Source organism: Streptomyces sp. NPDC088910 (assembly GCF_044749865.1).
GTDB lineage: Bacteria > Actinomycetota > Actinomycetes > Streptomycetales > Streptomycetaceae > Actinacidiphila.
In genome coordinates this window covers 258,564-270,723 of record NZ_JBIVIV010000008.1, presented here as the reverse complement: position 1 = coordinate 270,723, position 12,160 = coordinate 258,564, and the positions used below count along the sequence as shown (strand labels likewise).

Sequence of the window (12,160 nt, the reverse complement as noted above, 5' to 3'; positions counted from 1 at the left end):
CACCGTACGAAAAGGGGACGGGATCGTGCTCGATGAGGTGGAGCGGTGGCTGGAGCGGCGGTCCTGGTCCGCCGCCGACCGGCCGCTCGACCTGCTGCTCGCCGCGAAGCGGGCCGCGGGACCGCAGGGCACGGTCAGCGTGGTGCTGCCCGCGCTCGACGAGGAGGCGACGGTCGGCGAGATCGTCGCGGCGATCCGCCGCGACCTGATGACCGACGAGGTGCCGCTGGTCGACGAGCTGATCGTGGTCGACTCCGGCTCCCGCGACCGTACGGCGCAGGTCGCGGCGCGGGCCGGGGCGCGGGTGGTGCAGCGCGACGCGATCCTGCCGCGGCTGCCCGCGCTGCCCGGCAAGGGCGAGGTGCTGTGGCGGTCGCTGCTGGTCACCCGCGGCGAGATCGTCTGTTTCGTGGACGCGGACCTGCGCTCGTTCGACTCGCGCTTCGTGTCGGGGATCGTCGGGCCGCTGCTCACCGAGCCGGACGTGGAGCTGGTCAAGGCGATGTACGACCGGCCGCTGGAGACCGGCGGCGCGGTGGTGCCGGCGGGCGGCGGCCGGGTCACCGAGCTGGTCGCCCGGCCGCTGCTCAATCTGCACTGGCCTCGGCTGGCGGGCTTCGTCCAGCCGCTGGGCGGGGAGTACGCGGCGCGGCGCTCGCTGCTGGAGCGGCTGCCGTTCCCCGTCGGGTACGGCGTGGAGCTGGGCATGCTCATCGACGCCCTGTCCCTGGCGGGGCTCGACGCGCTCGGGCAGGTGGACGTGGGCGTCCGGCACCACCGGCATCAGGACGGGCAGGCGCTCGGGCGGATGTCGGCCGCCATCTATCGCACGGCGAGCCTGCGGCTGTCCCGGGCGCCCCTGGTCCGCCCCCGCCTCACCCAGTTCCACCGGGACCCCTCCGGGGGGTTCACCCCGCTCACCCACCCCGTCGACGTCGACGAACGCCCGCCCATGGCCCACCTCCCCGAATACCTCGCCCGCCGCGCCGCCTGACGGCTCCCCCGCAGGCCCCCGCGCCGCCGGGGCCGCGGGGCTGACCGGCGCGGTCTCCTACGGAGCAGGAGGGTCCACGACGTTTGGGGCGGAGCCCGCGCGGCTAGGCTGGCGGCATGGTCGAAACGCGTGCGGCACGGATTCTGGTCGCTTCGAATCGGGGGCCGGTTTCGTATGCGCTGGGGGACGACGGGGAGCTGAGCAGCAGACGCGGCGGCGGCGGCCTGGTGTCGGGCCTGAGCGCGATCGGCCCCGAGGCGGACGCGGTGTGGGTGTGCGCGGCCCTGGGCGAGGGCGACCGTGAGGCGGTACGGCGCGGGGTCGGCGAGCCGGGCGCCCGGATGATCGCCGTCGAGGAGAGCGTCTTCGAGGCCGCGTACAACGACATCGCCAACTCGGTGCTGTGGTTCGTCCACCACCTGCTCTACCAGACGCCGTTCGAGCCGCTCTTCGACGAGGACTTCCGCGGCCAGTGGGCGGCGTACCAGGCGTACAACGAGGCGTTCGCCGAGGCGCTGGCGGAGGAGGCGGCGGACGGCGCGCACGTCCTGGTGCAGGACTACCACCTGTCGCTGGTCCCGGCGCTGCTCCGGGCCCGCCGCCCCGACCTGCGGATCGGCCACTTCACGCACACCCCGTGGGCGCCGCCGGACTACTTCCGGCTGCTGCCCGACGACATCGCCGCAGAACTGCTCGAAGGCATCCTCGGCGCGGACCGCGCCGCGTTCCTGACCCGCCGCTGGGCCGACGCCTTCGCCGCGTGCTGCGTCAGCGTGCTGGGCGCCACGCTCGGCGACGACGGCCGGGCGGTCACCCACCGCGGCCGTACGACCCGGCTCGGCGTGCACGGCCTCGGCGCCGACGGCGACTTCCTGCGCGAGCGCTCGCACCGCCCGGACGTCGCCGAGCGCATCACCCGGCTGCGGTCGGAGACGGGTGCCGACCGCAAACTGATCGTGCGCGTGGACCGTACGGAACTGTCCAAGAACATCGTGCGCGGCCTGCTCGCCTACCGGCAGCTCCTCCAGGAGCACCCCGAATGGCTCAGCCGGGTCGTCCACGTCGCCTTCGCCTACCCCTCCCGGCAGGATCTCGCGGTCTACCGCGAGTACACCGAGGGGGTCGCCCGGCTGGCCGAGGAGATCAACGCCGAATTCGGCACGCCCGACTGGCAGCCGGTGCTGCTCAAGGTCGACGACGACTTCGCCCGCTCCCTGGCCGCCTACCGGCTCGCCGACGTGGCCCTGGTCAACCCGATCAGGGACGGCATGAACCTCGTCGCCAAGGAGGTCCCCGTCGTCTCCGACAACGGGGTGGCCCTGGTGCTGTCCCGCGAGGCGGGCGCCTTCGCCGAGCTGGGCGACGACGCGATCGTCGTCAACCCGTACGACATCCGCGAGACCGCCGCCGCCCTGCACACGGCCCTCACCCTCCCGGAGGCGGACCGCGCCGAGCGCACCAAGCGCCTCGCCGACGCGGCCACCGCGCTTCCCCCGTCCCGCTGGTTCCTGGACCAGCTGCACGCCCTGGACGGCTGAGCACCGGGTCCGGGCTCAGTCCAGGGCGTCCGCGAGGGCGTCGAGGAGGGAGACGACGCCCTCGGGGCCGGGGACGGCGAGGTCGGCGGCGCGGAGGACTTCCTCGGGCGTCTCGGGCGCGGCGCTGGCGACGAGCAGGCCGGGCAGGCCGTCCTCGCGCAGGGCCTGGACGGCGGCGAAGGCGGCGAGGTCGCCGAGGTCGTCGCCCGCGTAGAGCACCGAGCCGGCGCCGACCTCGCGGAGGTAGGCGGCCAGGGCGACGCCCTTGTCCACGCCGGGCGGGCGCAGTTCGAGGACGAAGCGGCCGGGCTCGACCATGAGGCCGTGCCGGGCGGCGAGTTCGGCCAGCGGACCGCGCAGCGCCTCGAAGGCGGCGTCGGGGTCCTCGGCGCGGCGGGTGTGGACGGCGACCGCGCGGCCCTTGTCCTCCACCCAGGTGCCGCGCCAGGCGCCGTTGCGGTCGAGGAAGCCGGGCAGCTCGGCGCGGACCGAGGTGACGCCGGGGTGGTCGCCGGGGGTGTGGACGGAGCCGGTGGGCGCGTCCCAGCGCTCGGCGCCGTAGTGGCCGAGCACGACGAGGTGTTCGAGTCCCGCGACCCCGGCGAAGCCGCCGTAGCGTACGGCGACGCCCGCCGGGCGGCCGGTGACGACGGCGACGGCGGCGAGGTGCGGGGCGAGCCTGACGAGGGCGGGGACGGCGCCGGGGTGGGCGCGGGCCTGCTCGGGGTCGGGCACGATCGGGGCGAGGGTGCCGTCGAAGTCAAGGGCGACGACGGCGCGTTCCGGCCGCGCGAGCAGCGCCGCGAGACCTTCCTTTCCCTCGGGCGTGGTGGGGGCGGGGATGTCGGCGGAGGCCATGCAGCCGACCCTACCCGCGTCCCCCGGGCGCATGCCCGGCGTACGGTGGCACGCGCGCCCCGCGCGGGCCGTCAGCGCAGGTCGCGGCGGGCGTCGCGCTCCTTGCGCAGCCGGTTGACCGTCACCGGGTCGTGGGCGACGGCCCGGGGGTCGTCCAGCAGGGCGTTGAGGAGCTGGAAGTACGCGGTCGGGGACATACCGAGGCGTTCGCGTATGGCCCGTTCGCGCGGTCCCGGTCCGGTCCAGGTGCGGGCGGCGATGGCCAGGACGGCGATGTCGCGCGCGGAGAGCGGTTCTTCCCGTGTCATGGCGCCCCTCTCCCCTGTCGGTGCGGTCGGGCCGTCGGCGTACCCGACGGCCGTCACCGTACCGCCGCGGGCCGCTACTTGCCGGAGTCCGTCGTGAGCGCGAAGCGCTGGAGGTCGGACAGGACCGTCTTCGGGTCGCCGTGCACGGCCTGGCCGATGTTCTTCTTGACCTCGTCGCTGACCGGGCCCCACGAGGTCTTGTTGACCGGGTAGAACACGGCGTCGGGCAGCAGGTTCAGGAACTGGACCAGGTCCTTGTTGGCCGGGTTCTTCCGCATCGCCTGGGACGCGGTGATGGTCACCGGCAGCAGCCCGTACTGGTTGAGGAACTTCAGCGAATTCTGCTCGTTGAAGACGAACTGGAGGAATTTGCCGTCCGCGTCCCGGTTGCCGTTCTGCTTGAACGCCATCATCCAGTCGGCGACGCCGAGGGTGTCGCTGCTGGGGCCGCTCTGGCCGGGCAGCGGGACGACGCCGACGTCGATACCGGCGGCCTTGGCCTGGGTGAGCAGGGTGGGGTGGCCCATGACCATGCCCGCCTTGCCGGCCAGGAAGGCGGCGAAGGTGTCGCGGCGGTTGGTCTTGGCGGGGTCGGTCGGGCCGACCAGGCCCGTCTGGACGAGGTTCTTCTTGACCCAGGCGAACGCCTCGACGTTGGGCGCGGAGTCGAAGGTGTAGCTGCCGACGGTGTCGGTGTAGCCGCCCTGCGCGCCGAGCATCCACATCAGGGACTCGGCCTGCGCCTCCTCGGGGGCCAGCGGCAGTCCGTAGGGCACCTTCACGCCGTCGGCCTTGAGCTTGACCGCGTCGGCCTTGAGCTCGTCCCAGGTCTCGGGGGCGTGCTTGATGCCCGCGCTCTTGAAGAGCTTCTTGTTGTAGAAGAACATGCGCGAGCTGGAGACGAAGGGTATGCCGTACTGGGTGCGGTCCACGGAACCGGCGTTGACCATCGAGGGGATGAAGTCCGACTGCATGCTGATCGGGAACAGCTCGTCGGCGCTGTAGAGCTGCTTGCCGGCGGCGTAGGCCGCGTAGGAGCCGATCTGCGCGACGTCGGGGGCCTTGTTCGCCTTGACCATCTGGGCGACCTTGTCGTCCACGTGGTCCCAGTCGATGATCTCGACGTTGATCTTGATGTGCGGGTTGCGCGCCTCGAAGGAGCGCGCGAGGTCGTCCCAGTACGTCTTGGAGCTGTTGTTCGTCTTCGGGTCGCCGTAGTCGGCGGCGACGAAGTGCAGGGTGACGTCGCTGTTCAGCGGTGAACTGTTGCCGCACGCCGTAAGAGTGGTGATCGCCAGGGCCGACGTGATGCCGATCGCCGCCAAGCCGTGAAGTCGTCGCCGCTGCACCGTTCCTACCGCCTTCTTGCACACTTGCTCGCGTACCGCTACGGAAGCGTCGAGTCTTCCCCACACCTTTGCCCAAGGTCTACACCATGAGTGGTATCGCTTGCGCAACGGGTCCGCGCGCGGACCGGCGACGGGTCCGCGCGCGGACCGGCGACGGGCGCGCTCCGGGACCGGCGGGAGAGCGGCACGCGACCTGCGCGGGACCGGCCCGGAAAGCGCCACGGAAAGCGGCACGGAACCGGCGTACGTCCGGCGGGCGTCCGTCGTGTGTCCCCCGGATGTCCCGTCGCGGCGCGCCCGAGTGTCCCGTTGCTCCGCAAACGCCGCCTGACGCGTGATCTTTCCTCACGGAGTGGACTAGACCTTTTTAGGTGTTAGCCGCGACACTGTCCCCGTGAGACATGTCATCGCTCTCGATGTGGGCGGCACCGGAATGAAGGCCGCGCTGGTCGGCGCGGACGGAACGCTCCTGCACCAGGCGCGCCGTCCGACCGGCAGAGAACGCGGCCCCGACGCCGTGGTCGCCGCGATCCTCGACTTCGCGGCCGAACTGCGCGACCACGGCGTGCGCGAGTACGGCGAACCCGCCGCCGCGGCCGGGGTCGCGGTGCCCGGCATCGTCGACGACGTCAACGGGATCGCCGTCTACGCCGCGAACCTCCGCTGGAAGGACGTCCCGCTGCGGGCGTTGATGTCCGAGCGGCTGGACGGCGTACCGGTCGCGCTCGGCCACGACGTCCGCACCGGCGGCCTCGCCGAGGGCCGGATCGGCGCGGGCAACGGCGCCGACCGCTTCCTCTTCCTCCCGCTGGGCACCGGAATCGCGGGCGCCATCGGCATCGAGGGCCGGATCGAGGCGGGCGCGCACGGCTACGCGGGCGAGATCGGGCACATCGTGGTCCGCCCCGGCGGCCCGGAGTGCGGCTGCGGGCAGCGCGGCTGTCTCGAGGCGCTGGCCTCGGCGGGCGCGGTCTCGCGCGCCTGGGCCGAGGCGAGCGGCGACCCGGACGCGGACGCCGCGGACTGCGCGCGCGCCGTCGAGGCCGGCGACCCGCGGGCGCTCGCGGTGTGGGGCGAGGCGATCGGCGCGCTGGCCGACGGCCTGGTCACCGGGCTCACCCTTCTGGACCCGCGCGTGCTGATCATCGGCGGCGGGCTCGCGGAGGCCGGGGACACCCTCTTCGGGCCGCTGCGCGCGGCCGTGGAGGCACGTATCACCTTCCAGAAACTCCCCCTCATCGTCCCCGCCGCGCTGGGGGACACCGCTGGATGCCTGGGCGCCGGCCTGCTCGCCTGGGATCTACTCTCCGTGGAGGTAACCGCCTGATGGCCCCCGTAACGACAACGCAGCGCACGGTGCTGGCGGGTGCCCGTGTGGTCCTGCCGTCAGGTGTGGTGGAAGGCGGCCGGCTGACCGTCGAGGGCACCCGGATCGCGGCGAACGAGGCCGACGAGCACGTCTCGACGGCCACCGTGGACCTCGCGGGCCACACCGTCGTGCCCGGCTTCGTGGACATCCACAACCACGGCGGCGGCGGCGCGTCCTTCACCTCGGGCACCGCCGACGACATCCTCACCGGTGTGCGCACCCACCGCGCGCACGGCACGACCACGGTGGTCGCCTCGACCGTCACCAACGCGCTGGACGTCCTGGCCCAGCAGGCCGGGCTGCTGTCCGAGCTGGTGGAGCAGGGCGACCTCGCCGGAATCCACTACGAGGGCCCGTTCATCTCGCCGTGCCGCAAGGGCGCGCACGACGAGGCGCTGCTGCGCGACCCCGACCCGGCCGATGTGCGCAAGCTGGTCGAGGCGGGCCGCGGGGCCGTCCGGATGGTCACCCTGGCGGCCGAACTGCCCGGCGGAATCGATTCCGTACGGCTGCTGGCCGACCTCGGCGTGATCGCGGCGATCGGCCACACCGACGCCACGTACGAGCAGACGCTGGAGGCCATCGACGCGGGCGCGACCGTGGCCACCCACCTGTTCAACGCGATGCCGCCGCTCCAGCACCGCGCGCCCGGCCCGATCGCGGCGCTGCTGGAGGACGAGCGGGTGACCGTCGAGCTGATCAACGACGGTACGCATCTGCACCCGGCCGTCCTGGAGCTGGCCTTCGGGAGCGCGGGCGCCGGGCGGGTCGCCTTCATCACCGACGCGATGGACGCGGCCGGTTTCGGCGACGGCCACTACGACCTGGGCCCGATGAAGGTCGAGGTGCTCGACGGGGTCGCGCGGCTGGTCGAGGGCGGCTCGATCGCCGGGTCGACGCTCACCCTGGACACCGCCTTCAAGCGGGCCGTCACGCTGGACGGGCTGTCGCTGACCGACGCCGTACGCGCCATCTCCACCAACCCGGCGCGGCTGCTCGGCCTGGACGACCGCATCGGCACGCTGGAGCCCGGCAAAGACGCGGACCTGGTGGTGCTGGACGCGGCGTACGACCTGGTGGGCGTCATGCGCAAGGGCGAGTGGGTCGTCCGGCCCGACTAGCCGTCGCCGGAGGGTGCGCCCGGGAGGTGTGTTCGGGGGCGCCCGGGCGGTGTGTTCGGGGGTGTCCGGCAGGCGTGTTCGGGGGCGCCCGGGCGGTGAGTTCACCCGATTTTCGCGGATTCTCGCTAAAAGCTGCGTAACGGCGGTCGGCGCGCACTGGGCCGACCGCCGTACTTTTGTCATCATCGTCAGGTGATCATCACCGTCACACTGAACGCCGCCCTCGATGTGACCTACCGGGTCCCGTCGCTCCGACCGCACTCCACCCACCGGGTCACCCACACCGCGGAACGCCCCGGTGGCAAGGGACTCAACGTCGCCCGCGTGCTGGCCGCGCTCGGCCGCCCCGCCGTCGTCACCGGCTTCGTCGGCGGCCCGGTCGGCGCCGAGCTGCGCGAACGGCTCGCCGAGCGGGCCGCCGAGTACGACGACGGGCTGCTGACCGACGCGCTGGTGCCCATCGCGGGCACCACCCGCCGCACGGTGGGCGTCGTGGACGACACGACCGGCGACACGACGATGTTCAACGAACCGGGGCCCACGGTCACCCCGCGCGAGTGGGGCGGGTTCCTGGAGCGCTACCGCGCGCTGCTCGCCGACGGCCGCGCGACGGCCGTGGCGCTGTGCGGCAGCCTGCCGCCGGGGCTGCCGGTGGGCGCGTACGCGGAGCTGGTGCGCGAGGCGCGGGCCGCCGGGGTGTTCGTGCTGCTGGACACCAGCGGGGAGCCGCTGCGCCGCGGGCTGGCCGCGCGCCCCGACCTGATCAAGCCGAACGCGGTGGAGCTGACCGGCCTGACCGGCTTCTCCGAACCCGCCCGCGCGGCCGGTGACGCCCGGCGGCGCGGCGCCCGCGCGGTGGCCGCCTCGCTCGGCGAGGACGGGATGCTGGCGCTGACCGAGGAGGGCGGCTGGCAGGCGCTGCCGCCCGCGCGCCTGGCGGGCAATCCGACGGGCGCGGGCGACTCGGCGGTGGCGGGGCTGCTGTCCGGGCTCGCGGAGGGCCTGACGTGGCCGCGGCGGCTGGCGCGGGCGGTCGCGCTGTCGGCGGCCACGGTCGCGGCGCCCGCGGCGGGCGAATTCGACGCGGCGGTCTACGCGGAGCTGCTGCCCCAGGTGACGGTGGTGCCCGCGGAGCCCGGCGCGGCGGTGTGAGGGCGGGCCCCGGCGGCGGCTACTCGGTGACCTGGCCCTGCTTGAGTTCGAACTGGTCCAGGTTGACCGCGCACTGATTGCCCTGCTGGCAGCTCAGCGTCACGGTGTTGGAGCCCTCCTTGAGGTCGATCCAGGAGTAGGTGTGGTTGTTCCATGCCTTCGCCCAGTCCGTGTAGTGGCCGTAGTTCTTCAGATTGACGGGGCCGCTGCGCGCCTTGCCGTTCACCCCGAGGGTGAGCGTCGCGTCGTCGCCCGCGTTCCCGTAGTACGTGAAGAGCGTGTACGGGCCGTCCTTCGGCACCGTCACCGTCCACGTCACGGTCGCGCCGACCTGCGTCAGGTGGTCGACATAGGTGCCGCCCGCCGCGCTCGCGCCCGGGTGCTCGGTGCTCGTCTGCGCGCCGCCCGTCAGGACGAGCGTCGAGGCGTCGGTCTTCTTCGAGTCGTACGGGGTCGGCTCCGCGGAGGCCGACGGCGTCGTCTCGGTGGGCGCGGCCGAGGTGACCGCCGGGCTGGAGGGCTTGTCGCTGGCCTTCTTGTCGCCGTCGCCCGAGCCGTTGGTCATCGCGAAGGCGATGCCGATGGCCACGGCCGCGACCACGGCGACCGCCGCGATCAGCAGGCCCTTGCGGTTGGGCGCGCCGCCGCCCTGCTGGCCGCCGCCGCCCGCGCGACGGGTGTGCGGGGGCTGCGCGGGAGGCTGCTGGCCGGGATAACCCTGCTGGCCCGGGTATCCCTGCTGGCCCTGCTGCCCTTGCTGGCCGCCGTACTGCTGCTGGCCGGGCTGCTGGCCGTACGCCTGCGTCTGCTGCTGGGTCTGCTGCGGATAGCCGTAACCGGAGGGCGACTGCTGCTGCGGGTAGCCGTAGCCCGAGGGTGTCTGCGGCGGCTGCGGACGACGCTCACCGACCCGCTGGATCTGGTGGTGCGAGGTACGCGGCATGCCCGGCTGCTGCACCGGGGCCTGCTCGGGCTGCTGCTCGCCGCCCTCCGACCGGTAGAGATAACCGAACGGGTCGTCGTTCTCAGGGGCGCCGTCGTTTCCGGCAGTCATCCGCTGTCCACTCCCTCACTGCACTGCACACACGCTGCACACGCCGTCGCGGCGCCTGTGGTATCTCCGGAACACTACCGGCCCCGAGAGACACCCCGCTCAAGCCTTCGACGCATCTCCAGGTCAGGAAGGTTCCCCTGTGAGCAGGCACACTTCACCGGACACGTACCGTTAACCCCGTGGACAGCGAGTGGCGGGAGCGGTGGGTGCCCTGGCGGGAGGCCATGGACCGCGCCCTGTACGGCCCCGAGGGCTTCTTCGTACGGGAGCGGCCCGCGGCGCATTTCCGTACCTCCGTGCACGCCTCCGCGCTCTTCGCGGGGGCCGTCGCCGAGCTGCTGGTCCGGGTCGACGCGGCCCTCGGGCACCCGGCCGAGCTGGCCTTCACCGACATGGGCGCGGGCCGCGCGGAGCTGTGCTCCGGGGTGCTGGCCGCGCTCCCCGCGCCGGTCGCCGGCCGCGTACGCGTCCACGCCGTCGAACGCGCACCGCGCCCGCCGGGCCTCGACCCGCGGATCACCTGGAGCGACCGGCCGCCGCGCGGTGTGCGCGGCCTGCTCTTCGCCAACGAGTGGCTGGACAATGTGCCGCTCGACGTCGCCGAGACGGACGGGGCGGGCGTGCCCCGCCAGGTGCTGGTCCGCCCGGCCGACGGCGCGGAGCGCCTCGGCGAGCCGGTGCGCGGCGCCGACGCGCGGTGGCTGGAGCGGTGGTGGCCGCCGTCGCCGGAGCCCGGCGCCCGCGCCGAGATCGGGCTGCCGCGCGAGGCCGCCTGGGCCGAGGCGGTCGGCTCGCTGGACGCCGGGGCGGCCGTCGCCGTCGACTACGCCCACACGCGCGCGGCGCGGCCCCCGTACGGCACGCTCACCGGCTACCGCGACGGCCGCCAGGTGGAGCCCGTCCCCGACGGCTCCCGCGACCTCACCGCCCATGTCGCCCTCGACGCCCTGCCGGGCACGGCGCTCCCCCAACGCGCCGCCCTGCGCTCCCTCGGCCTCTCCGCCGCCCGCCCCCCGCTCGCCCTGGCCGCCGCCGACCCGGCCGCCTACGTCCGCGGCCTCGCCGCCGCGGGCGAGGCCGCCGAACTGACCGCCCGCGGCGGCCTCGGCGACTTCACCTGGCTGGTGACGGAGGTCGGCGTGACCGGCGTCCTGGCGGCGGTTCAGGACTCGGCGGAGGCACGGCGGTCGCCGCGGGCGCGCTGAGCCCGCGGGCCCGGCACCGCCCGTGGGATACGGGCGGGGAGTCCTGAGAGGATGGCGGCATGACGGAGACCACGATCGGAGTCGGCGGGGCGGCCGAGGGCACCGACATGGTGCTGAACATCGGGCCGCAGCACCCGTCCACGCATGGGGTGCTGCGCTTGCGGCTGGTGCTGGACGGGGAGCGGATCCGCAGCGCGGAGCCGATCGTCGGATACATGCACCGGGGCGCGGAGAAGCTGTTCGAGGCGCGGGACTACCGGCAGATCGTGATGCTGGCGAACCGGCACGACTGGCTGTCGGCGTTCGCGAACGAGCTGGGTGTGGTGCTGTCGGTCGAGCGGATGCTCGGCATGGAGGTGCCGGAGCGCGCGGTGTGGACGCGGACGCTGCTCGCGGAGCTGAACCGGGTGCTGAACCACCTGATGTTCCTGGGCTCGTACCCGCTGGAGCTGGGCGGGATCACGCCGATCTTCTACGCCTTCTCCGAGCGGGAGAACCTCCAGCACGTGATGGAGGAGGTCTCCGGCGGCCGCATGCACTACATGTTCAACCGGGTCGGCGGCCTGAAGGAGGACCTGCCCAACGGCTGGCAGGGGCGGGTGCGCCAGGCGGTCGCCGGGGTGCGGTCGCGGATGGGCCGCTTCGACGACCTGGTGCTCGGCAACGAGATCTTCCGCGGCAGGACCCGCGGTGTCGGCGTCCTGTCCCGCGAGGCCGTGCACGCGTACGGCGTCAGCGGGCCGATCGCGCGCGGCTCCGGCGTCGACTTCGACCTGCGGCGCGACGAGCCGTATCTGGCGTACGGGGAGCTGGGCGACACCCTGAGGGTGGTCACCAGGACCGAGGGCGACTGCCTGGCGCGCTTCGAGGTGCTGCTGGAGCAGACGCACAACGCGCTGGACCTCGCGGACGCGTGCCTGGACCGGCTGGCGGAGCTGCCGCCGGGGCCGATCAACCAGCGGCTGCCGAAGGTGCTCAAGGCCCCCGAGGGGCACACCTACGCGTGGACCGAGAATCCGCTCGGCATCAACGGCTACTACCTGGTGTCGAAGGGCGAGAAGACGCCGTACCGGCTGAAGCTGCGCTCCGCGTCGTACAACAACATCCAGGCGCTGGCGGTGCTGCTGCCGGGCACGCTGGTGTCGGACATGGTCGCGATCCTCGGGTCGATGTTCTTCGTGGTCGGCGACGTCGACAAGTAGCGCCGCCGGG

General features: G+C 73.5%; 11 protein-coding genes. 7 read left to right on the top strand and 4 right to left on the bottom strand.

The genetic code is table 11. The annotated features are described in order from the left end of the window. Nucleotides 1-25: 25 nt before the first annotated feature. Entirely contained in the window at nt 26-994 is a 969-nt protein-coding gene (locus ACIP4Z_RS20545; protein WP_355337338.1) for a glucosyl-3-phosphoglycerate synthase, read from the top strand. Nucleotides 995-1,110: 116 nt separating this feature from the next. Beyond that, entirely contained in the window at nt 1,111-2,532 is a 1,422-nt protein-coding gene (locus ACIP4Z_RS20540) for a trehalose-6-phosphate synthase (RefSeq protein WP_355337335.1), read from the top strand. 15 nt (nt 2,533-2,547) lie between these two features. Here the strand turns inward: ACIP4Z_RS20540 and otsB are convergent, their stop codons facing one another. The 3 genes from otsB to ACIP4Z_RS20525 all read right to left on the bottom strand — a co-directional run bounded on the left by otsB (nt 2,548) and on the right by ACIP4Z_RS20525 (nt 5,023). Then, nucleotides 2,548-3,390 carry a trehalose-phosphatase gene (gene otsB / locus ACIP4Z_RS20535; protein WP_391043051.1) on the bottom strand — a complete coding sequence of 281 codons (843 nt, stop codon included), beginning with the start codon at nt 3,388-3,390 and terminating at the stop codon, nt 2,548-2,550. Nucleotides 3,391-3,461: 71 nt separating this feature from the next. Further along, nucleotides 3,462-3,698, bottom strand: a complete 237-nt coding sequence (locus ACIP4Z_RS20530) for a DUF3263 domain-containing protein (RefSeq protein WP_188285385.1) — start codon at nt 3,696-3,698, stop codon at nt 3,462-3,464. A gap of 74 nt (nt 3,699-3,772) precedes the next feature. Beyond that, nucleotides 3,773-5,023, bottom strand: a complete 1,251-nt coding sequence (locus ACIP4Z_RS20525; RefSeq protein WP_355337328.1) for an extracellular solute-binding protein — start codon at nt 5,021-5,023, stop codon at nt 3,773-3,775. Between the two features lie 418 nt (nt 5,024-5,441). On the opposite strand from ACIP4Z_RS20525, the gene ACIP4Z_RS20520 reads away from it, so the two are divergent. The 3 genes from ACIP4Z_RS20520 to ACIP4Z_RS20510 all read left to right on the top strand — a co-directional run bounded on the left by ACIP4Z_RS20520 (nt 5,442) and on the right by ACIP4Z_RS20510 (nt 8,689). Then, nucleotides 5,442-6,374 carry an ROK family protein gene (locus ACIP4Z_RS20520; RefSeq protein WP_401309964.1) on the top strand — a complete coding sequence of 311 codons (933 nt, stop codon included), beginning with the start codon at nt 5,442-5,444 and terminating at the stop codon, nt 6,372-6,374. Then, a complete protein-coding gene (gene nagA / locus ACIP4Z_RS20515; protein ID WP_401309961.1) occupies nt 6,374-7,537 on the top strand; it encodes an N-acetylglucosamine-6-phosphate deacetylase in 1,164 nt (387 codons plus the stop codon). Before ACIP4Z_RS20520 ends, nagA begins: the two co-directional genes overlap by 1 nt. 192 nt (nt 7,538-7,729) lie before the next feature. Next, nucleotides 7,730-8,689, top strand: a complete 960-nt coding sequence (locus ACIP4Z_RS20510) for a 1-phosphofructokinase family hexose kinase (RefSeq protein WP_355337319.1) — start codon at nt 7,730-7,732, stop codon at nt 8,687-8,689. A 19-nt stretch (nt 8,690-8,708) separates the two neighbouring features. On the opposite strand, the gene ACIP4Z_RS20505 is transcribed toward ACIP4Z_RS20510, so the two are convergent. Then, on the bottom strand, nt 8,709-9,743 hold the full coding sequence (locus tag ACIP4Z_RS20505) for a carbohydrate-binding protein (protein ID WP_355337316.1): 1,035 nt from the start codon (nt 9,741-9,743) through the stop codon (nt 8,709-8,711). A gap of 224 nt (nt 9,744-9,967) precedes the next feature. On the opposite strand from ACIP4Z_RS20505, the gene ACIP4Z_RS20500 reads away from it, so the two are divergent. Together ACIP4Z_RS20500 and ACIP4Z_RS20495 are read left to right on the top strand one after the other, a co-directional pair. Further along, nucleotides 9,968-10,948 (top strand): SAM-dependent methyltransferase, encoded by a 981-nt coding sequence (locus ACIP4Z_RS20500; protein ID WP_401310139.1) that lies wholly within the window; start codon nt 9,968-9,970, stop codon nt 10,946-10,948. Nucleotides 10,949-11,007: 59 nt separating this feature from the next. Continuing rightward, nucleotides 11,008-12,150 carry an NADH-quinone oxidoreductase subunit D gene (locus ACIP4Z_RS20495; protein WP_355337313.1) on the top strand — a complete coding sequence of 381 codons (1,143 nt, stop codon included), beginning with the start codon at nt 11,008-11,010 and terminating at the stop codon, nt 12,148-12,150. The last annotated feature ends 10 nt before the right edge of the window (nt 12,151-12,160 follow it).

What these genes read in the sequence shown, in the direction of transcription:
- ACIP4Z_RS20495 (WP_355337313.1), top strand. Translation starts at nt 11,008, where the DNA reads ATGACGGAGACCACGATCGGAGTCGGCGGGGCGGCCGAGGGCACCGAC.
- nagA (WP_401309961.1), top strand. Translation starts at nt 6,374, where the DNA reads ATGGCCCCCGTAACGACAACGCAGCGCACGGTGCTGGCGGGTGCCCGT.
- ACIP4Z_RS20500 (WP_401310139.1), top strand. Translation starts at nt 9,968, where the DNA reads ATGGACCGCGCCCTGTACGGCCCCGAGGGCTTCTTCGTACGGGAGCGG.
- otsB (WP_391043051.1), bottom strand. Translation starts at nt 3,390, where the DNA reads ATGGCCTCCGCCGACATCCCCGCCCCCACCACGCCCGAGGGAAAGGAA.
- ACIP4Z_RS20540 (WP_355337335.1), top strand. Translation starts at nt 1,111, where the DNA reads ATGGTCGAAACGCGTGCGGCACGGATTCTGGTCGCTTCGAATCGGGGG.
- ACIP4Z_RS20505 (WP_355337316.1), bottom strand. Translation starts at nt 9,743, where the DNA reads ATGACTGCCGGAAACGACGGCGCCCCTGAGAACGACGACCCGTTCGGT.
- ACIP4Z_RS20530 (WP_188285385.1), bottom strand. Translation starts at nt 3,698, where the DNA reads ATGACACGGGAAGAACCGCTCTCCGCGCGCGACATCGCCGTCCTGGCC.